Below are 20,634 nucleotides of genomic sequence, written 5' to 3' on the forward strand. Positions count from 1 at the left end.
TCGCGCGGCACGGTTTCCGGTTCGGCCACGCCGATGCGCCGAGGGGCTCCGCCCGGCGAGGATGCCGGGCCGAAGGGCTCCGCCCGGCGACTCGCGCCATCCGGGGGAGCCCGATCGCTCAGCGGTGCTGGGCGTGCCCGTGCCCACCCGGTGGTCGCCCCGGTCGCTGGCCCGGCTCGACCACCACGAACTGCCCCATCATGCCCTGGTCCTCGTGATAGAGCAGGTGGCAGTGGAACATGTACGGCATGTCCGGGTCGGCGTAGTCGGCGAACCGGGCGATGATCCGTAGCGAGTCGACGGTGCTGACCAGCACGGTGTCCTTCCAGCCGGCCAGCTCCGGCGGTGGTTCCCGACCGTCCACCGAGAGCACCTGGAACTGCACGTCGTGCACGTGGAAGCTGTGCGGCGTGGCGTCCTGCTTCTCGATGTCCCAGATCTCGGTGCTGCCCCGGGTGACCGCGAAGTCGATCCGGTCCAGGTCCATGTCCCGACCGTTGATCTCGCGTCCGTTCAACCGGAACCGGCGGGTCTGCGCGGCCGAGGCCGGGTCGAGCCGCTCGACCGGTACCAGCCGGTCCGGCACCTCAGGTGTCGCCGCGAGGCTGCCGGCGGCCCGCAGTTCGAGTACGTCGAAGGTGTCGTCACCACCGGTGAAGCGGCCGCCGAAGAACTCGACGCCGTGGTTCGGCGGGTAGCTGCGCAGCACCACCCGCTCCGCCGGCCGCATCGACACCGCCACCTCGGCCCGCTCGCCGGGCGAGAGCCGGATCCGGCCGGTCCGGTGGGGGCGTTCCAGCAGGCCGCCGTCGGTGCCGATCAGGTCGAAGGCGCGGTTGTCGGCGAACCCGAAGTCGTACGTCCGGGCGTTGGAGCCGTTGAGCAGCCGCAGCCGGACGCGTTCGGTGCTGACGTCCAGGTACGGCCCGACCGTCCCGTTGACCAGCAGGGTGTCGCCGAGGATGCCGATCCCGCCGAGGCTGGAGTTCCCCTCGTCGAGCCGCCCGTCGGAGGTGAACCTGCGGTCCTGCACGATCACCGGGATGTCGTCGACGCCGTACCGGCGGGGCAGCCCCAGCGCGGCCGACGGCTCGTCGTCCAGGATGAACATCCCGGACAGTCCCCGGTAGACCTGCTCGGCGGTCTCGCCGTGCGGGTGCGGGTGGTACCAGAGCGTGGCGGCGGGCTGGTCGACCTTCCACTGCGGCGACCAGGTCGCGCCGGGCCGGACCATCTGGTGCGGGCCGCCGTCCATCACCGCCGGCAGGTGCATGCCGTGCCAGTGCACGCTGGTCGGCCGGCCGATCCCGTTGACCACGTTGACCACCACCTGCTCGCCGCGCTTGGCTCGCAGGGTCGGGCCGAGGTAGTCGCCGTTGAAGCCCCAGGTGGCGGTCGGACCGCCCTGGCCGAAGTCGCGCTGGCCGGGTTGGGCCCGCAGGTCGAAGACCCGGCGCCCCTGGCCGTCGATCCGCGACTGCGCCAGCGGCGGTACGGCGAGCCGGTTGACGAAGTCCACCTCTCCCCGGGTGTCGACGACGCCCCGGGTCCAGACCCAGGTGCCGACCGCCGTGCCGATTCCGCAGAGCAGCAGTACGACCGAGAAGACTCCGAGCAGTACCCGGCGCCACCGCCGCGATCCCCTGCCGGCCATTGCGACACCTCCCAATATCTCAGTTGACTACATGTAGCCTTCCTTCATATCGGGGCGTCGTCCATGCCGGGCACCAGAAGTCAGGGACGGTTCAGGGAGACCCGGACGGATCCCTCGGGGAGCCGGGACCTGGCCGGACGGAGCGACAGATCGGCTGTCGGGACCAGGTCAACCTGCCTCGACGGGAGGCGCGCGGTCAGCGCGGCTTGAGCGTCCAGTGCACGGTCATCTCGGTGGTCGGCACGCCGTCCTCGGTGCTTACCACGACCGACACCGGAAACTCCGGCCGGGTGCCGACCTCGAACTCGGCCACCACCTCGGCGACCGGGCGGCCCAGCCGCGCGGTCGCCCGGACCGCGCCCATCGCCAGCCGCCGGTAGCGGATCTCCGCCTGGGTGGCCAGCGGCACCGCCCGCTCGAAGAGCTGGCCGAAGGCGGCGAGCACCACCGCACCGGAGGCGGTCTCGCCGAGCGTGAACAGCGCACCGGCGTGCGGGCCGCCGACGTGGTTGTGCGTCGGCGGCGAGTCGGGCAGCCGGACGACGGCACGGATCCCGCCATCCCCGTCCGGCGTCACCTCGACCAGCTCGAAGCCGAGAGTCCGGGCGAACGGTACGGCCTCGAGCAGGCCGGCGGCGATCTGCCGTACGTCGGGAGACATGGCCGTACGCTACTCGTTGGTAACTTGTGCCGGCAAGGCCCCGGGCGGCCTCAGAAGAGGCTGCCCAGGCTACGCAGGATCTCCGCGTAGAAGTTGCCGTCGATGCTGCGGAAGAACGCGAACGGCTGCTCCGGGTCGCCGAAGAACGGCCGCAGCGTCCACGCCAACTGGGTGCCGACGAACCCGAAGAGCAGGATCCAGATGTAGAGCAGGGTCATGCTCGCCGGGCGAGGGCCGCCGGACGGGGGCTGCGGCGCACCCGGCCCGCCGATCGGATACGGGTTCGCCGCGCGGTAGCCGTACTGCGCCGGAAACTGTCCCGGGACCGGCTGGGCCGGAGCGGGCACCATCTGCACCGGAGCCGTCGTGGCGACCGCCGGCTGGGCGGGCGTGGCCGGGGCCGGCTGGGCGGGCGTGGCCGGGGCCGGCTGGGCGGGCGTGGCCGGGGCCGGCTGGGCGGGCGTGGCCGGCCCGTCCCCGTTGGCCGTGGTCGCCGGGGCCGGCGTCTCGCCGTTCACGGCGCCGACCGCGACCGTCACCTGCTGGGGCGCCGCCCAGACGCTGCCCTGGGCGGGAACGGCCACCGCCGGCTGGCCGGCGCTCATGGCGGCGGCCGGCTGGCCGACCGCGGTCGCGGCGGCAGTAGGGGTGAGCAGGCCGTGTGCGTTGAGCACCTGCATGCCACCGGTCAGGAAGCGCAGCCCGACCAGGGCAGACAGGGTCAGGATCGCCACGTTGAGCAGCTTGAAGAAGGCGTAGTCCGGTGCGGTGATCAGGAAGAAGAGGCTGATCGGCGCGAACGCCACCGCCAGCATCGAGATGACCGTGATCGCCACCATCACCATCGAGATGGCCTGCCGCACCGACAGCCGGGCCCCGAAGACCAGGTTGAACAGGTACAGCGTCGGCAGGCAGATGGCCAGCGTGACCAGGAACAGCAGCGGCAGCTTCACCGCCGAGGTCAGCGCCATCAGCACGCTGTGGAAGGCACCGAGCACGGCGCCGTAGCAGGCCAGCGCGATCGCCGAACTGGCCAGCATCTGGCCGGTGAGCGCGCCCAGGTCGCGCTCTTCGACGATCTGCTGCCAGACGCTGTGCCGGTCACGGAGGATCCGCTCGATCACGAGCAGGTTGGGTCGTTCCTGTGACACGAGCGGCTCTCCTAACGGGACCACCACGGATGGAGGAATCGACAGACGCTAAGGGACGGGGAGTGGTCAGCGCCACCCCACGTCGATCCGGTCGCCGCGCTCGTCGAAGAAGTGCACCGCGTCCATGCGTACCGAGACGGCCATCGGGTGACCCGAGGTGACCGCCGGGTACGGCGCCAGCCGTACCGCCAGCTCGGCGGGGCGGCGGTGGTGCCGACCCGGGTCCAGCACGCTGTCCCGGGTGCCCCGGGCCTCCGGGGCCGGCTGACCCGACCCGACGGCGCGCCCGGTCAGCCGCTGCATCACCTGGCCGAGCCGCCGGAGCCCCCGGCCCCCTCCGGCCGGACGCTCGTCGGTCACCGGGCCGCCCAGGTCGTCGACGACGATCGCGGTCGCCCCGATGTCGAGAAACGCCAGCGACTCGTGCCCGTGGTGCTCCAGGTATCGGATCCGCCCCTGCAACACGTCGCCGGGAGAATCCGGAGCCACCGGGGTCAGCGCCTCGGCCCGCATCCCGACCACGATCCGCTCGCCGTGGTAGTGCGCCACCGCCCGGGCCCGGATGTCGTCCCAGGGCAGATAGAGCGCCTGCTCGCCGAGGTTGAGCGTGACGTACCGGTCGAGGTGCACGTAGACGGTCGCCTCCAGCAGGTTCATCCGGGGGCTGCCCAGGAACGCGGCGACGTAGAGGGTGGCCGGCCGGCCGTAGACCTGGGTCGGGGTCCCGACGTCCTGGAGGACCCCCTTGCGCATGATCGCCACCCGGTCGGCCATGGTCAGCGCCTCGGCCTGGTCGTGGGTGACGTAGATGGTGCTCACCCCGAGTTCGCGAACCAGTCCGGAGATCTCGGCCCGCAGCTCGGCCCGCAGGCCGCTGTCCAGGTTGGAGAGCGGCTCGTCCATCAGGAACAGCCCGGGACGCCGGACGATGGCCCGGCCCATCGCCACCCGCTGCCGCTGCCCGCCGGAGAGTTGGCTGGGCTTGCGGCCGAGTACGTCGGCGATGCCGAGCGCACTCGCCACGTCGGCCACCCGCTCACCGCGCGGTCCTTCCTCCACGCCGGAGAGCCGGAGCGGGAAGGCAATGTTCGCTCCTACCGACATATGCGGATACAGCGCGAAATCCTGGAAGACCATGGCAATTCCGCGTTCCCGCGGCGGCAGGTCGTTCGCCAGCTCGCCGTCGAGCAACACGGCGCCGGTGCTCGGGTCCTCCAAACCGGCAACCATCCTGAGCACGGTGGACTTTCCGCAGCCTGAAGGCCCGAGCAACACCATGAACTCGCCGTCGTTGACGTCGAGACTGACGTTGTCGACCGCCACTGTCCCGTCCGGGAATACCTTCGTGACGTCTTTGAGCGCGACGGTAGTCACCGTCACCTCCCCGCAGCGTTATGGCCGGCCCCGGAATGACTGTGACGAGGATCATCACAGAAGCCCATCGGGTAAACGTGCCATGTTCACGTTGTGACATGACGGTTACCAGACTCGATTTGACCTCTGTTGATGCAACTTCCACCGGCCGTTCGGCGGCACCGGCTCGGTGCCGGAGGTGCCGAATTCACCGTGCCGGGGCAGCCCGGTCCACTGCACGCCGCTGTCCCGCAGGAAGTACTCCAGTCCGGGGTCCCAGGTGTGTCCGGCTGGCCGGCGCCGATAGACGTAGCCGAGCGGATGTGTCCGGTAGACCAGCCCGCCGGCCCGGCGGACCCGGTCGAGCAGCCCCCGGTCGACCGAACTCGGCACCGGGCGCCAACCACCGACCTCGGCCAGGTCGCCTCGGCCGATCAGAATCGTGCCGCCGGCGACGACCGGGGCGAAGCTCTCCGGCGCCCCCGCGTCCCGCCGTACGGTGGTGTCCAGCGCACCGAGATAGACGAACTCGGCCGCCTTGCCGACCATCGTCGCACCGGAGTGGTGCCGGGCGAGGACGAGATCCCAGACGTGCTCGGGCCCGTACGTGTCGTCGTCGTCGAACTTCGTCACCAGGGTGCCCCGGGCCCGGGCGGTGGCCGCGACCAGCGCCTCGCCGAAGCTCTGCCCGGCCGGCACCTCGACGACCTCGACCGGCCGCCCGCAGTCGGCCAGCCGCTGGCGCAGCCCGACCGGCAGCCCCACGCCGTGCAGGCAGAGCACGATCTCCAGGTCCGGATAGCTCTGCGCCGCGACCGTCGCGACCGCGTCGAGGACGTGCTCCAGCCGACGGGTCACCAGCAGCACCGAGACCGGCGGCAACGCGCCGAGGCCGGGAAAGGTGGCCGCCGCCAGCCGGGGCAGCGCGAAGCCCCGGGCGTGCCGGCGCAGCACCGCCCGGCGCTGGCGTACCGCCCGGGCCTCCCACTCCAGCTTGGTCTCCGGGTCGGGCCGACCGGTCGGTCGGGCGGGCAGCGGGGCACGGAACAGTTCGACCACCTCGTCGGCCAACTGCGCCCGGCAGGAGACCGGCAGGCCGGGTGCCCGCACCAGTACGCCGGTCAGCGCGAGGTGCAGCAGCAGTGCGGCCTCGGCCCGGGGCCGCAGCCCGGGCACCGCGCAGTCGAGCAGCCCGATCCCGGCCAGCGCCGCCCAGGTCCGCTCGGTCAGCCACGGCCGGTCGAGCCGACCCTGACAGTCCAGCCCGTCCGGTCCCCGGATCCGCCAGCTCCCGCCGTCCGGGCCAGGGGAGAAGCTCAGCTCGGCCCGGGGCGCGTCCGGCCCGAACGGCCCGTACCGGCCGACCGGGACGGCGTGTTCGGCGTCGAGCAGTACCGGCCCGGTCCGGCCGCCGTCCTCGGTGTCCGGCACGCCCAACCGGTCGACGGTCAGCCGGGACCGGTACGCCGTACCGGCCGCGTCCCCGGCCACCGACGGGCTGGCGCCGTCCGGTCGGAGCACCAGGTCGTACGGCCGGACGGCCGGGTTGCCGGGCAGTTCCCCCGCGGCGACGGCGAGGTTGGGTCCGGCGCCCAACCAGCCGGGGAAGACATCCTGGGCGGTCACCTCCGGGCTGCCCGGAGTCGGCAGTGGACGGATCGGGGTGAGCAGCGGCAGCACGGCGGCCAGCACCGAACGGAACGGTACGGACCAGCGCAGCTCGATCTCGGCCGCCGCCCGGCCCCGGTCGTGCCGGGGCAGCGTGATCCGCTGGGCGAGCAGGTGCGGCACCGGCCCCAGCCGGCCGGACCAGCCGCGCTGCGGGATTTCCCACTCCTGCACGACGACGCTGACCCGGCGTACCCGGGTCAACCCGACCGGGTGGTCGAGCAGGTACCGCAGCCAGTTCACGGACCGGGCGGCGACGGCCATCCGGCCGACGAACATCCGGTGCCAGGCCGGTCCGGCACCGACCGCCCGGTCCGCCGCCGGGCCCTGCCGGGGCACCCGGTTCGGCCCGGGCGGGCCGGGTATCTCGGTCAGTCGGGAGCCGAGCGTGACCAGCGGCCACCGTCGCCGGCCGTCGGGTTCGCCGACGGCAACCCGCCAGCGGAGGTACTTCTCCGGGTCGTCCCTGCCTGGCACGCCGATCCCTTCGTCGGCCGACCACCGACGCCAACCTACGTGGCGCTATCGCGAAGGCACTTACAGTAGTCGACCGACCGGCTGATTTCGACCGACACCCGCCACGCGGCGCGCGAATATCAGCTCTCGGCAACCGGGTAGTTACACTGTGCCGCGTGTCCAGCCCTTCCCGGGCCACCACGGCCCACTCCCCGGTCCGGTTGTTCCGGAACGACTGGAGTCGACTCACCCCACCCGAGCTGGGCGGCTGGCAGCCGACCCGGTCGGTTTCGCTGATCATCCCGGCCCACGACTGCCAACCCTCCCTCGACCTCACCCTCGCCGCGTTGCACGCCCAGACGTACCCGTCGGGGTTGCTGGAGGCGGTGGTGGTCGACGACGGCAGCGACCCGCCGCTGGTCCTGCCCCGGATCCGCCCCGACAACTGCCGGCTGCTCCGGGTCGCCGACCACGCGGGCGGCTGGGGCCGGTCGACCGCGCTGCACGTCGGCGCGGAGCAGAGCGAGGGCGAGATCCTGCACTGGCTCGACGCCGACATGGTCGTCTTTCCCGAGCATGTGGCGGCGCAGGCCCGCTGGCAGCACGTCAGCGACGAGGTGGTCACCCTCGGCTACAAACGTTTCGTCGACGCCGACTGGCCCACCCCGGAACAGGTCGCCGAGAGCTGCTCGGCCGGCACCACCGACCGGCTCTTCCGGCTCGACGACTCCGAGCCGCACGAGTACGTCGAACGCCTCATCGACGACACCGACCAGCTCCGCGGCGGCGACCACCTGAACTTCCGGGCGCACGTCGGCGCCACCGCCGCACTGGCCCGCAGCCTCTACGCCGAGACCGGCGGGCTCAACCCCGAACTGCGGCTCGGCGAGGACACCGAGTTCGGCTACCGGCTGGCCCAGGCGGGTGCGGTGTTCGTGCCCGAGCCGCGGGCCCGGAGCTGGCACCTCGGGCGGTCACACATGATGGCCCGGGGCGAGGCGCTGCGCCGGTACAACCGGCCGTTCCTGGCCGACCTGATGCCGCAGCCCCGCTACCTGCGCTCCGCCGCGCACCGGAGCTGGGCCGTACCGCTGGTGGTGGCGGCGGTCCGGGCCGACGGGCCGTACGAGATGGTCCGCACCTGCGTCGACCGGCTGCTCGCCGGCGACCAGACCGACCTGCGGGTGGTGCTGGTGGCGGACTGGGCCGAACTGACCGACGACCGGCGCTCGGTACTGGCCGATCCACTGCTGGACCTGCGGCTGCTCGCCGCGACGTACCGCTCGGAGCCCCGGGTGGAGTTGGCCGGGCAACCGCCGACGACCGCGTACCCGGCGCCGTACCTGCTGGAACTCGGGTCACACCTGGGGGTGGACGCCGACACCGTACGCCGGCTGGTGGCGGTCGCCGACCAGTGGCAGGTCGGTCTGGTCCGGCTGCTGCCGATCGGGGCGACGGCACCGGACGACGGGGTGTCGCTCTGGCGTACCTCCGCGCTCAGCCGCGCCTTCCGGGTACGCCGGCCCGACGAGGCCCTCGACGAGGCGGTCGCCGAGGTGGCCGGGCGGCGCTGGGTCAGCGGCGACGACTTCGGGGTGATCGACCTGCGGCTGCTGCCGGAGAACAAGTGGTCCTCGCCCCGGCCCCGACTGGTGGTCCGGCCGGACAAGCGGGCCCGGCAGGCGGCCCTGGCCGGGGTGGAGACGATCCCGGTCGGCGGCATCCGGTCACTCGCCTCCGCCACCCGGTTCGTCGCCGGCCGGTACGCCGGACTCGCCGCCGACCGGGTCCGGCAGCGGGTACGCCGCCCGTCCGCTCCGGTCGACCGATGATCCTCCGTCGTACACATGTTCTATCCACAGGTCGTGGACAGAACATGTGTACGACTGCCGGCGGTCCGCTCAGCCCTGTGCGGGAGCGGCGTCGAAGAGCGCCGAGTACATCTCGACCAGCATGCTCCGGCCCTTGATCCCGGCGGCCGCCTCCGGGCCCTTGACGCCGTCGGGCATCTGCCCGGCGCCACCCTCGGGGCCGAGCGGCACCACGATCACCGGCGGCATCGGCTGGTAGTCGGCGGGCTCGCCCTCCCCGGTGATCATGGCGCGGATGTTCGCCCCGATCAGCTTGCCCTGCATGCCCGCCCGACCGGCCATGTTGAGGTCGGCGTCGGCCATGTCGCCGATCGCGAAGACCCGGTCCTGGCCGTCGACCCGCAACTGGCCGTCGACCCGGAGGTAGCCCCGCTCGTCGCGAGCCTGGGCGAGCGCCCCGCGCAGGTAGCCGGTGGCCGGGCTGACCCCGAAGCAGCGGTACCAGACGTCGGCGGTCAGCTCGTCGCCGTCCCCGGTGCGGACCGAGATCGCGGCCCGGGTGGCCGGTTCGGCGGTCGGCAGGTCCAGCGGGCTGCCGAGCCGCAGCTCGACGCCGAGTTTGTCGAGCTGCCGGTGCAGCTCCTCGCGGAGTTCCGGCTCGTACGGGCCGGGCAGGATGTCGGGGGCGACGTCCGCGACAATCACGTGCTTCTCCGGGAAGTACGCCTTGATCTCGCCGGCCAGCTCCAGCCCGGACGGGCCGGCACCGACCAGCAGCACCCGCTCGGCGTCGCGCAGCACGGCGTGCGCGTTCCGGATCCGGTCCCGCGTGGTGGCCAGGTCGGGCTCGTCCACCTTCGCCGGGAACGGGTACGACGATCCGGTCGCCAGCACCAGGTAGTCCGGGGTGAGGCGCTCGCCGGAGCCGAGGGTGACCTCCCGGCCGTCGGCCGTCACCACCCGGTCCCGGACGAAGCGCCCGCGCTTGAGCAGGTGCTCGTAGGGAAAGAAGATCCGGTCCAGCCATTCCGGCTCGACCAGCGCCCGCCAGGCCGCCACGTTGTGCGTGAACGCCTCGGTCGGGTCGACCAGGGTCACCTCGGCGACGTCGTCCAGCGCCTTCGCCGCGTTGATCCCGCCATATCCGCCACCCACCACCAGCACGCTCGGCCGCGGGTCGGTCTGCTCGCTCATTGTGCTCCCAGCAAGAGTTAGAAGTTGCACGGCTTATGCTAGCTGCTTCTGAAATGCTAGCGGCATCGGAAGCGATAGTATTCCGGTATGCCGCTGACCAGGCCGACCCCCGAGGTCCCCGGCCCGGATGGCTGCGCCCGGGCGGACGCGTCGCTGGCCAGGGCCTTCGCGGTGCTCGGCAAGCGGTGGACCGCCCCGGTGCTCGGCAGCCTGCGCGCCGGCCCGGCCGGCTTCCGCGAGGTCTCCCGGGCCGTCGGCAAGGTCAGCGACTCGGTGCTCTCCGACCGGCTGGCCGAACTGACCGAACACGGCCTGATCGTCCGGACCGTCCAGGAGGGGCCGCCGATCGCGGTCTCCTACCAGTTGACCGAGCGGGGTCAGGCGCTGATGCCCGCCCTGGAGCAGATCTCCCGCTGGGCCACCGAGCACCTGCCCGGCGACGAGAAGTCCTAGCCTCGCCTCGGCCAGCTCAGTCGGGCTCGCCGAGGAAGACCCGCCGGACCACCCGCTCGGCCGCCCGGCCGTCGTCCAGCGCGCAGAAGCGGCGCCGGAAACGTTCCCGGGCCAGGGTGGCCGGCACGCCGTCCACCGCACCCGCCCGGAACGCCGTCAGCAGCTCCGGAAACCCCGTCACCGCCACCCCCGGCGCCTCGGCGAGCACGTCGAGATAGACCCCGCGCTCGCCCCGGTACTCGGCCCAGTCCGGTGCGTAGACCACGATCGGCCGGTCCAGCGCGGCGTAGTCGAACATCGCGGACGAGTAGTCGGTGACCAGTACGTCGGCGGCGAGGTAGAGGTCCTCCACCGAGGGATGGCCCGTGACGTCCCGTACCCGGTCCGGACCGGCTGGCGTCGCGGGGCCGCCGGTCGGGAATGCCGCCGCACCGGTCAGGGCGCCGACGGATGCTGGTCTACAAGCTTCGCCGACGGCGGCCGGAGACTCCGGGGCGGGGCGGGCGTCCGGGTCGAGATAGTGGCCCCGGACCAGCAGCCGGCCCGCCGGACCGAGTACCTCAAGCAGCGCACCGGGGTCGAACGGTGGCGAGTACCCGGGCCGGTGCTCCCGGTGGGTCGGCGCGTACAGCACCACCCGCTCGCCGGGGTCGATGCCGAGCAGGCGCCGGACGGCCTCGACCTCGGCGGGCCCGGCGTTCACCAGCCGGTCGTTGCGCGGATAGCCGACCTCCAGCGTCCGGTACTCCGCCGGATAGGCCCGTTCCCACATCTGCGTGGAGAAGGTGTTGGCGCTGAGGCTGTAGTCCCAGCGGTCGATCCGGCGCAGCAGTCCGGGGAAGTCCAGCCCGGCCGCGCCGCGCGGATAGCGCTGCTGGTCCAGCCCCATCACCTTCACCGGGGTGCCGTGATGGGTCTGCAGGTGCACGGAGCCGGGCCGCTTGACCACGTAGTCCGGAAAGTTCACGTTGTTGACCAGCCACCTCGCCCGGGCCAGCGCCCGGAAGTACGGCCGGGTGCCGGCCACCACGTACGGCACCCCGGGCGGCAGGCGGGAGACCAGGTCCCGGCGTACCACCCAGACGCCCCGGATCCACGGGGTCAGCTCGCGGGCCTTCTCGTAGACCGCCGCCGGATTGCAGGCGTAGCCGCGGTACCAGTACGCGGCGTAGAGCGCCAGCGCCGGATCGAGTGGACGGCGCAACTGCGCGTGGTAGTACGCCCGGAGCAGCCCGTCCCGGGGCAGCCGGGCGACCCCGGACAGCACGGCCGGCAGCCGGGCCAACGCGGCCGGGGACGCCGGGCGGCGCGAGCGCGACGACGGCAGCGCCGGCAGCGACCGGTGGGCCAGTCGCCGGACCCCGCCCCGCCGGGAGTGGTGCAGCGCGCGCAGCACGGCGTACGTCCGCCAGTGGCCGCCGGCCACCAGCCGGTGCTTCAGCCCGTCGACCCCACCCGGCACCCGGTAGCCGCCCGGCGGCAGCCAGCGCCGGTAGTCCGCCACCACCTGGTCGAAGAAGCTGCGGCGCAGTTCCGGGGAGAGCCGCCGTCCGTTGCCCAGCACGATCAGGTAGTGCCAGACCATCCGCTCGAAGATCAGCGGTCGGAGGTCGTCGTACTCCGGGCCCCAACGCGCCATCAGCTCGAAGACCCGGTGCCAGTGCGGGAACACCTCGAAGTGCCGGTCGTCCCGGGTTCGGGTGATGGCGCCGGAACGCCGCTGCCGGTAGTTGACGCAGACCGCGTCCAGCACGCTGATCCGGCCGGCGGCGAGCAGCACCGGATAGCTGAACGACACGTCCTCGTACCAGCCCGGGCCGAACCGCAGGTCGGAGTCGACCAGGAAGCGGCGGCGTACCACCTTGTTCCAGGCGGTGTGCAGCAGGCCGAGCACCTCCGGCCGGTCCCGGACGGCGAAGACCTCGGCGCCGGAGTCCGGCACCGTCCGGTCCAGGCCGCTGCCGAGCGTCCGGTGGTCCCAGTACGCCCGGACGTGGTCGACGAGCAGCACCTCCGGCCCGATTCGGCGCAGCCGTTCCGCCACCGCCGGCAGGCAGCCGTCGACCAGCCAGTCGTCGCTGTCCAGGAACCAGACGTACTCGCCGGTGGCCAGGTCGAGGCCGATGTTGCGGGCCTCGCCCAGCCCGACGTTCCGGTCCAGGGTCACCACCCGGATCCGGTCGTCCCGGGCGGCGTACTCGGCGATGATCTCGCCGCAACTGTCCGGCGAGCAGTCGTCGACCACCACCACCTCGACGTCGGCCACCGGCTGGCCCAGGATCGAGTCGAGGCACTCCCGCAGGTAGCCCTGCACCCGGTAGACCGGTACGACAAAACTGATCAGCGCCATCGGCGCCGTACCCCCGCTGGCAGCGTCATCCGTCCCTTTCCGCCGCGCCGCCCGTGCAGGTGCCCGGTCATCCCGCCGGCGGCGTCACCCGTCCCACTCCCGCCGCTCGGGCGTCCCGGTCCGGTCCGGTCGCCCCGGGGTCGCGGCGTGGCCCTCCCCCGCCCCGGCGGTCGCGAACGCGTCGGAGGCGGCGGGATGGCCACCGGACCCGACGGCGGCGTCGGCCGGCTGTCGTGGCGCGGGAATGTCCCTGGATACCCAGCCACGGAGCGCGTTCACTACGAAAATCGCCGATAGATAGCCGGTGAGCACCAGCAGCGCCACCCGGCCGGCGACCGGGCCGGCGAGTACGGCGACGGCGAGCAGGAGCAGCCGGCCGTCCCAGCCCAGGCCGAGCGCGTGCATCAGCGGCGCCCGCTCCCGCTTCTCCAGCCGGGCGGTGAGGTCGTAGTGCCGCAGGGCCAGCACGAAGAGCAGCGCGAAGATCACCGCACCGTCCGCGTCGACCAGCAGTCCGGTCCCGATCACCAGCAGGTATTCGGCGGCCCGCAGCGCGGCCGGCACCAGCCAGTCCAGCGCGCCGCCGTGCGGTGTCGCCGCCGGCAGCCCGGCGATCAGCACCACCAGCACCGCGAGCGGCACCAGCCAGCGCGCCGGCCCGGTGCCGAGCCCGGCCAGACCGGCACCGAGCAGGGCCAGCCCGGCCAGCACCCCGAGCAGGGCCAGCGGCAGCGGCCCGGGCAGCCCGGCACCACGACCGAGCGCGGCGAGCCAGCGGACCGCCGGGCCGTCGTCGCGGTGCAGCGTGGTGTCGACCCCGGTCAGCACCGCCACCCGCATCGACCGGGCCCGCAGGGTACGCAGCACCAGCGTGTACGCCGCCGCCAGCCCGCCCCAGACCAGTACCGCGACCAGGCTGACCAGCGGATTGAAGATCGCCACGGTCAGCGCGATCAGAGCCCACCGCTCGCCGATCGGAAAGACCACGGTGCGCTTCGCCCAGTACGTCAGCGAGCCGGTGTCGGCCTGCACCCGGTTCGACGCCTGGCTGAGCCGGTCGCCGAGCCCGCCGGCAGCCGGCTGCCCGGCCGGCTTGGGGCGCTTGGCCGCCTCGTCGTGCAGCGCGCCGTACCAGGTGTCGGTCATGTGCCGGACGGTCTGCAGGGTGATCGCGGCGATCGCCAGCGCCCAGCCGGGGCCGCCGGCCCGTTCGACCCCGATGCCGAGGCCGGCGTAGACCAGGTATTCCTTGGCCCGGTCGGCGATGGTGTCCAGCCAGCCGCCCCACGGGCTGAAGTGCCGGGTGTACCGGGCCAACTGCCCGTCCACGCAGTCGAGCACGAAGCCGAGGTAGAGCAGGATCGCCCCGCCGACCAGGGCCGGCCGGCCACCGACGGCGAAGAGCACCGCCGCCGCCAGCGCGAAGGCGACCGAAATCGCGGTGACCCCGGTCGGGGTGAGCCGGAGCCGGGCGCAGAGCTTGGTCACCCACGGCGACCAGGTGCTGACGAAGTACGTGGTGAAGAAGTCGTCCTTCTCCTTGACCGAGAGCCGCAACTCGGCCCGGTCGGAGTCGACCGCCGCCACCGCCGCCTCGGCCTCGGCCAGCGCCGCCGGATCGGCGACCCGGCGGGCGACGAGCAGGCGTACCCGGTGGGCGAAGATCGTGATGCCGGTGCCGGATGCCGGTCCGGGGCGGGTCAGCGCGGCGAGTAGCCGGTCCAGCAGCGGTACCGGATCGGCGGGTGCGGCGGGTGCCTCGGCGACGGCCCGGGCCGCGGCGACCAGGGCGGGCAGGTCGGACACGCCGACGCGTACCGCTCCGCCGGAGGCACCGGTCGGCGCGGCGGTCAGCGTCCCGGCGGTGCCGGCCTCGCCGGCCGGGCCGGCGGCGACCACCTGGTTACGGTCCTCGACCACGCCGACCGGGCCGGCGCCCGGCTCGGGCAGCACCAGGGCGGCCGTGCCGGGCATCGGACTGCTGGCCAGGTGCCGGAGTACGGCGGTGTGCGCGACCAGGTCGCCGGAGCAGAGCAGTACCGGCTCCCGGGCGGTGCCGGCCAGCACGGCGACCTCGCCCGGATCGTCGGTGCTGACAACGTCCCGGGCGCCGGCCGCGCGCAACTGCTCCCGGAGTGCGGCGGCCAGCGGCATCCCGTCGGGGCGGGTCAGCGGCGCGCCCGGCCGGGTGGGGGTGAGCAGGATCGCCAGCATCACGGCCTGACCACGTCGTGGTATGCGTCAAGAGCCTCGCGTATGGTGCCGTCCACCCGCAATCGTCCTCCGTCGAAGTAGAGTCCCCGGCTACAGAACCGGGTGAGATCGTTTTCGTTGTGCGAGACCAGCATCACGGTACGGCCCTCGGCGATCAGCCGGTCGATGGTGTCGTAGCACTTCTTCCGGAAGTCGGCGTCGCCGACCGCCGTCACCTCGTCCATCAGCAGCACCGGGTGCTGGAGCTGGGCGATCACCGAGAAGCCGAGCCGCACCTTCATCCCGGACGAGTAGTGCCGGACCGGGGTGTCGATGGCCTTGGCGATCTGCTCGCCGGAGAATTCGATGATCTCGTCGAAGTGCCGGCGCAGGAAGCGCGGGCTGAGTCCGTGCAGCGAGCCGACCAGGTGCACGTTCTCCCGCCCGGTCAGGTCGTTGGAGAAGCCGGCGGAGAGTTCCAGCAGCGGTGCGACCGCCCCGCCCACCCGGATCCGGCCCTCGTCCGGGATCAGCACCCCGGCGATCAGCCGGAGCAGGGTGCTCTTGCCGGTGCCGTTGCGGCCGATGATCCCGACGGTATCGCCGGCGGCGACCGAGAACGAGACGTTGCGCAGCGGCCAGAAGACCCCGGAGGCGGGCTGCCGGCCGCCCCGGTGGATGAACATCTCCCGCAGCCGCAGGTTGCGCCGCCGGTTGCGGACGAACCGGATCCCCAGCTCCTCCGCCTGCACCATCGCCCCGGCCACTACAGCTCCTTCAGGACGGCGGGTTCGAGCCGGCGGAACACCCACCAGCCGGCGAGCAGCACGAGCAGGCTGCCGCCGACCGCCACGCCGAGCAGCCGGGCGTCGGGGAACTCGTCCGGGTACCAGACCGCGTGGTGGAGCTGGAAGATCCCGACCAGCGGGTTCAGCTCGTACACGATCTTGACCCAGTCCGGCAGCGAGGAGTCCCGGACCAGGGTCAGCGGATAGATGATCGGGGTGGCGTAGAAGAGCACCCGGGTGACCAGCCGCATCAGCCGCTCGATGTCCCGCATCAGCACGTTGAGCGAGGAGAGCAGCAGCGCGATCCCGACCAGCAGGGTCGCCTGGATCAGCACCGCCAGCGGCAGCGCCAGCAGCGACCAGCCGAACTCGATCCTGTCGAGCGAGGCGTAGACGATCGCGACGCCGACCAGGATCGGCAGTCCGGCGAGGTATTCGGCGAACCGACCGGCGACCCGGCCGATCGGGAAGACCTCCCGGGGCAGGTTCATCGTGGTGATCAACCGGGCCTGCCCGGTGAGCGCGGCGGTCGCCTCGCTGATCGCCGAACTGGTCCACATCCAGGCGAAGATTCCGGTGATCAGGAAGAGCGGGTACGAGTCGGCGGCGTCGCCGAGGTGCCGGTCGGTGGCCGACCGGTAGAGCACGCCGAAGACGAAGAAGTAGATGACGCCCATGCCGAGCGGCTCGATCAGCGACCAGAGGTAGCCCAGCACCGACTGCTGGTATTTCACCGCCAGGTCCCGCCGGACGAGCAGCCGCAGCGTGTTGCGGTGCGACCACACCGCCACCACGCCAGACGTCACAGCCGCCTCCCGCGTCACGGTCCGACCAGTCGAGCCCGACATAGGGTAGCAGTCGGGAAAATCACCCAAATAAGGATCGACCGGGCCACGGCATCGCCCCGGACAACGTGCCAACGCTACCCGACGGCCGTCCGCACGCCACCTCGGAGACGCCCGCCGTACACCGGACGGCCGGCTACCAGCCCGACGGCCGATCAGTCACCCGAAAGCCGGTCAGCCGGTGGCTCAGCACTCGATGACGTTGACCGCGAGCCCGCCCCGGGCGGTCTCCTTGTACTTGACCTTCATGTCGGCGCCGGTCTCCCGCATCGTCTTGATCACCTTGTCCAGCGAGACGGCGTGCTTCCCGTCGCCGCGCAGCGCCAGCCGAGCCGCCGTGATCGCCTTGATGCTGGCCACCGCGTTCCGCTCGATGCAGGGGATCTGCACCAGGCCACCGACCGGATCGCAGGTCAGCCCCAGGTTGTGCTCCATGCCGATCTCGGCGGCGTTCTCCACCTGGGCCGGCGTACCGCCCAGCGCCTCGGCCAGCCCGGCGGCCGCCATCGAGCAGGCGGACCCGACCTCGCCCTGGCAGCCGACCTCGGCACCGGAGATCGAGGCGTTCTCCTTGAACAGCACGCCGATCGCGGCGGCGGCGAGCAGGAAACGCAGTACGCCCTCCTCGGACGCCCCCGGCACGAACCGGGTGTAGTAGTGCAGCACCGCCGGGATGATCCCGGCCGCGCCGTTCGTCGGGGCGGTCACCACCCGGCCGCCGGCCGCGTTCTCCTCGTTGACCGCGAGCGCGAACAGCGTCACCCAGTCCATCACCCGCAGCGGGTCGGCCGACCCGGGGTCCGCCTCCAGACTCCGCCGCAGCTCGGCGGCGCGGCGCCGGACCCGCAGCCCGCCTGGCAGCGTCCCGTCCCGCCGGCTGCCCCGGTCGACGCACTCCCGCATCACCCGCCAGATCTCCAGCAGGCCGGCGCGGATCTCCGACTCGCTCCGCCACGACCGCTCGTTGGCGAGCATGATCCCGCTGATCGGCAGCCCGGTCTCGGCGGTCAGGGCCAGCAGCTCGGCCCCGGTACCGAAGGGGTGCCGGACCCGGGTGCTGTCCGGCTTGATCCGGTCCGCGCCGGTCGCGGTCTCGTCCACCACGAACCCGCCGCCCACCGAGTAGTAGGTCCGGGCCCGCAGCGGTCCACCCGCCGGGTCGTACGCGGTGAAGGTCATCCCGTTCGGATGGAACGGCAACGACCGGCGGCGGTGCAGCACCAGGTCCCGGTCGGCGTCGAAGTCCACCTCGTGCGCGCCGAGTACGCCCAGCCGGCCGCTGGCTCGGATCCCGGCAACGGTCTCGGCGACCCGGTCCGGGTCGACCGTCTCCGGCGCCTCCCCGAGCAGCCCCAGCAGTACGGCCGGCCCACTGCCGTGCCCGTGCCCGGTGGCGCCGAGCGAGCCGAAGAGTTCGGCGCGTACCCGGGCGGTCTCCGCGAGCAGCCCGTCGGCCTTGAGCCCGGCCGCGAAGGTCCGGGCGGCCCGCATCGGACCGACGGTGTGCGAACTGGACGGCCCGATCCCGACCGTGAACAGGTCGAAAGCGCTGATCATCGAAACTCCTCCCGGGCCGGCCCCGTTGCCGGCCCCCGGCCGCCGGGCGGTCGCCGCTGTTCCCCCAAGCATGCCCCTGAGCTGCCGGTCCGCGAGCCTACCCGGCGCCGGCCCGGGCCGCGTGGGTCACCCGGGGCCGGCGGGCGGGACGGCCGGCGGAACACTCCCGCCCCGGCCGCCGGCACCGGACCCGGGTGTCCGCCCGGCCCCGCCCGGGTAAGTACCTACGGGTACGTGGTGTCCGGATCCGTCTGGAGGCCGAGGGCGGCGCAGCCACCCGTTCCTACCGTGGAATCAGCCGCCCGTTCCACTGTTATCAGAGGAGACGTCGATGAGCCGCAAGCTCACCCGCCCCCGGGACAACCGCATGATCGCCGGTGTCTGCGCCGGCCTGGCCCGCCGCTTCGGCATGTCCGCCGGAATGATGCGGCTGCTCTTCATCCTCTCGCTGCTGCTGCCCGGCACGCAGGTGGTGGTCTACCTGGCGCTCTGGATCATCATGCCGAACGAGGACCGCCACTACGTCGCGGCGCACTGACCCGACCACAACGGCCCGGCTCGGCGGCGCCGATGCTGCCGGCCGGGCGGTCAGCCCCGTCGACGCTGCCCGGGCAAGTCGGCCGGACCGCTGCCCAGGCCGAGGCGCTGTTCCGTGATGCGTCGCCGGATGCCACCGGCGGTCGCCTCGACCTCGTCGGCGAGCAGGGCGGACCGGTATCGGCTCCGCCGGCGTAGCACGGCCAACAGCCCGGCCTGGATGCCGACGACCACGACCGCGAACCCGGCGACGACCGCGGCGATCCGCCCCGGTCCGTCGTGGTCGGATGCCAGGGCGACCGCGACGGCGACGACGGTGAGCACGCTCCACACGCCGAGTCCGACAGAGATCACCAGATGGTCGCGCAGCCATCGCCGCAGCCCGCGGTCGCGTCGGGCGTGCAGCGCCGGCACCGTCTCGTCGGTGAGTTTCGTCAACAGCGCGCCGAGCCGGTCCCGTTCCCCGGCCGGCATCCCGGCGAGCCTTTCCGCCTCGGCGCGCACCCGCCGGAGCACGTGGCGGACCTTCACCCGGTCGTCGACCGGTATCGACTCCGGCGGCCACACCTGCGCGAAATCGGCCTGGCGTACCGCCCGGACACCGGCCCAGATGACCATGGCCAGCGGCAGCGGCAGCGCCATCAGCAGGCCCAGGTACGCCAGCAGGGAGTCACCGTCCCCGGTGACGATGTTGATGCCGTACCCGCTGGTGGCCGCGACGATCACGGCGGCGGCCGGGCCCCGGACGTGGGTGAGGTAGACGTCCTGCCGGGCCCCCTCGACCAGCCGGTCGAGCGGACCGAACCAGCTCCGCAGCAGGTGTACGACCAGGTTGGCGACGAGGACCACCACCATGACCAGGATGGACCAGATCGCGGCCCCGAACAGCAGTGGTGGCTCGTCCGCCGACGGTGCCGCCAGCACGCTCAGGGCCGCGCCGGTCACGGCTGGACGTAGGTGATGGTGACCTGCTCGTAGCCGAGCGACCGGAGCATCTGGTCCAGCATCTTCCGGGTGTTCTCCTGGGCACGCTCGTCGAGCCCGCTGCTCCGGGCCGAGTCGGCGATCTTCTGCTCGGCCCTGAGGTAGACCTCGCGCTGCCGGTTCGGGTCGCTGCCGAAGACCTCGCCGAGCTGGTTGAGGATGCCGCGCTTCTCGGCGAAGACGTAGCTGCGCTCCAGGTCGAGGTTGACCTGGCCGAGCTGCGGTGCCGGCAGCTTGATCTCCACCGACTTCCGGTCGGCGGAGACCACCACCGCGTCGTCGCGGAGCGCTCCGAAGTCGACGTACGCGTCGACGGTGCCGGCCCCGACGAAGAGGGTGCGCTCGCCGAGCAGGAACTCCGGGACGTATTTGCGGTTCTGCTCCAGGTCGACGACGACCTCGAAGTTGCCCTCGGCCGCGACGTATCGGCTGAGGTCCTGGATCGACTTCAGCAACGGCGGTTGGCTGCGGTCGGTCTCCTCCTTGGCGAACGGATTGCGCCAGTCCGGCAGGATCCCGCTGACCTGCACGCCGAGCACCAGCACGGCGACCACGCCGATGATGCCGACCAGGACGAACAGGCCACGACCCCACCGGCCCCCGCCGGTCGGCTCCAGTTCGGACCGGTCCGGCCGGGCCTCGTCGGCGTCGAACGGCCGGCTGCCGTCCGCCGTGCCGTCGGACCAGGGGTCGGCCGGGCCGGGCGGGGTGGCCTGCCCTTTCGCATAGCCGGGGAACTCACGCGTGGGCTGGTTGACATCGCCTTCTGGGGACATCCGCCCTCACCGTCCTTGTCCAAAGAGCACCTAGGGAAACGGTACGGCCCGGGTACGACACCCGCGAGTCGAGCCCGACCGGCCCGGGTCAGTCTCGCGTTTGCCCAGCTCAGGACGGCATCACCGGCAGTGGTGGGACAGCCGGAGGTAGGCTCGCCGTGGCGGTCGTGACTGGCGTCGGGTGGAGCACCACCGGGAAGCGG

The 20,634-nt window shown here is 72.6% G+C and carries 16 protein-coding genes; 3 read left to right on the forward strand and 13 right to left on the reverse strand.

The annotated features are described in order from the left end of the window. Window positions 1-118: 118 nt before the first annotated feature. The 5 genes from R6Y94_RS27590 to R6Y94_RS27610 all read right to left on the reverse strand — a co-directional run bounded on the left by R6Y94_RS27590 (window position 119) and on the right by R6Y94_RS27610 (window position 6,964). Entirely contained in the window at window positions 119-1,654 is a 1,536-nt protein-coding gene (locus R6Y94_RS27590) for a multicopper oxidase family protein (protein WP_318398770.1), read from the reverse strand. A gap of 196 nt (window positions 1,655-1,850) precedes the next feature. Beyond that, the gene (locus R6Y94_RS27595) at window positions 1,851-2,315 is read right to left on the reverse strand and encodes a DUF4442 domain-containing protein (protein ID WP_318398771.1); all 465 of its coding nucleotides are present in this window, start codon (window positions 2,313-2,315) and stop codon (window positions 1,851-1,853) included. A gap of 50 nt (window positions 2,316-2,365) precedes the next feature. Next, complete coding sequence (locus R6Y94_RS27600) at window positions 2,366-3,466, reverse strand: hypothetical protein (RefSeq protein ID WP_318398772.1); 1,101 nt, start codon at window positions 3,464-3,466, stop codon at window positions 2,366-2,368. Window positions 3,467-3,532: 66 nt separating this feature from the next. Continuing rightward, window positions 3,533-4,840 carry an ABC transporter ATP-binding protein gene (locus R6Y94_RS27605; protein WP_318398773.1) on the reverse strand — a complete coding sequence of 436 codons (1,308 nt, stop codon included), beginning with the start codon at window positions 4,838-4,840 and terminating at the stop codon, window positions 3,533-3,535. A 105-nt stretch (window positions 4,841-4,945) separates the two neighbouring features. Further along, complete coding sequence (locus R6Y94_RS27610; RefSeq protein WP_318398774.1) at window positions 4,946-6,964, reverse strand: glycosyltransferase; 2,019 nt, start codon at window positions 6,962-6,964, stop codon at window positions 4,946-4,948. A gap of 155 nt (window positions 6,965-7,119) precedes the next feature. Between R6Y94_RS27610 and R6Y94_RS27615 the strand changes: the two genes are divergently transcribed. Further along, window positions 7,120-8,775 (forward strand): glycosyltransferase, encoded by a 1,656-nt coding sequence (locus tag R6Y94_RS27615; RefSeq protein WP_318398775.1) that lies wholly within the window; start codon window positions 7,120-7,122, stop codon window positions 8,773-8,775. Window positions 8,776-8,844: 69 nt separating this feature from the next. Here the strand turns inward: R6Y94_RS27615 and R6Y94_RS27620 are convergent, their stop codons facing one another. Next, window positions 8,845-9,948: an NAD(P)/FAD-dependent oxidoreductase gene (locus tag R6Y94_RS27620; RefSeq protein WP_318398776.1), complete on the reverse strand. Its 1,104-nt coding sequence runs from the start codon at window positions 9,946-9,948 to the stop codon at window positions 8,845-8,847. A gap of 87 nt (window positions 9,949-10,035) precedes the next feature. On the opposite strand from R6Y94_RS27620, the gene R6Y94_RS27625 reads away from it, so the two are divergent. Continuing rightward, on the forward strand, window positions 10,036-10,401 hold the full coding sequence (locus R6Y94_RS27625; protein ID WP_318398777.1) for a helix-turn-helix domain-containing protein: 366 nt from the start codon (window positions 10,036-10,038) through the stop codon (window positions 10,399-10,401). A gap of 16 nt (window positions 10,402-10,417) precedes the next feature. Here R6Y94_RS27625 and R6Y94_RS27630 read toward each other — a convergent pair whose 3' ends face one another. The 5 genes from R6Y94_RS27630 to R6Y94_RS27650 form a co-directional block, all read right to left on the reverse strand. Further along, complete coding sequence (locus R6Y94_RS27630; protein ID WP_318398778.1) at window positions 10,418-12,751, reverse strand: CDP-glycerol:glycerophosphate glycerophosphotransferase; 2,334 nt, start codon at window positions 12,749-12,751, stop codon at window positions 10,418-10,420. A gap of 84 nt (window positions 12,752-12,835) precedes the next feature. Further along, the gene (locus R6Y94_RS27635; RefSeq protein ID WP_412102904.1) at window positions 12,836-14,965 is read right to left on the reverse strand and encodes a DUF5941 domain-containing protein; all 2,130 of its coding nucleotides are present in this window, start codon (window positions 14,963-14,965) and stop codon (window positions 12,836-12,838) included. After that, window positions 14,965-15,699 carry an ABC transporter ATP-binding protein gene (locus R6Y94_RS27640; protein WP_412102905.1) on the reverse strand — a complete coding sequence of 245 codons (735 nt, stop codon included), beginning with the start codon at window positions 15,697-15,699 and terminating at the stop codon, window positions 14,965-14,967. The genes R6Y94_RS27635 and R6Y94_RS27640 overlap by 1 nt, the downstream gene beginning before the upstream one ends. An 11-nt stretch (window positions 15,700-15,710) precedes the next feature. Beyond that, window positions 15,711-16,538, reverse strand: coding sequence for an ABC transporter permease (locus R6Y94_RS27645; RefSeq protein WP_318398780.1), 828 nt, complete (start codon window positions 16,536-16,538; stop codon window positions 15,711-15,713). Between the two features lie 225 nt (window positions 16,539-16,763). Beyond that, window positions 16,764-18,134 (reverse strand): L-serine ammonia-lyase, encoded by a 1,371-nt coding sequence (locus R6Y94_RS27650; RefSeq protein WP_318398781.1) that lies wholly within the window; start codon window positions 18,132-18,134, stop codon window positions 16,764-16,766. Window positions 18,135-18,465: 331 nt separating this feature from the next. Between R6Y94_RS27650 and R6Y94_RS27655 the strand changes: the two genes are divergently transcribed. Then, a complete protein-coding gene (locus tag R6Y94_RS27655) occupies window positions 18,466-18,672 on the forward strand; it encodes a PspC domain-containing protein (RefSeq protein ID WP_318398782.1) in 207 nt (68 codons plus the stop codon). Between the two features lie 50 nt (window positions 18,673-18,722). Here R6Y94_RS27655 and R6Y94_RS27660 read toward each other — a convergent pair whose 3' ends face one another. Together R6Y94_RS27660 and R6Y94_RS27665 are read right to left on the reverse strand one after the other, a co-directional pair. After that, a complete protein-coding gene (locus R6Y94_RS27660; RefSeq protein ID WP_318398783.1) occupies window positions 18,723-19,616 on the reverse strand; it encodes a hypothetical protein in 894 nt (297 codons plus the stop codon). After that, window positions 19,613-20,431, reverse strand: coding sequence for a DUF4230 domain-containing protein (locus R6Y94_RS27665; RefSeq protein WP_318398784.1), 819 nt, complete (start codon window positions 20,429-20,431; stop codon window positions 19,613-19,615). Before R6Y94_RS27665 ends, R6Y94_RS27660 begins: the two co-directional genes overlap by 4 nt. Window positions 20,432-20,634: the final 203 nt, after the last annotated feature.

It is taken from the genome of Plantactinospora sp. KLBMP9567 (assembly GCF_033446045.1).
Classification (GTDB): Bacteria; Actinomycetota; Actinomycetes; order Mycobacteriales; family Micromonosporaceae; genus Plantactinospora.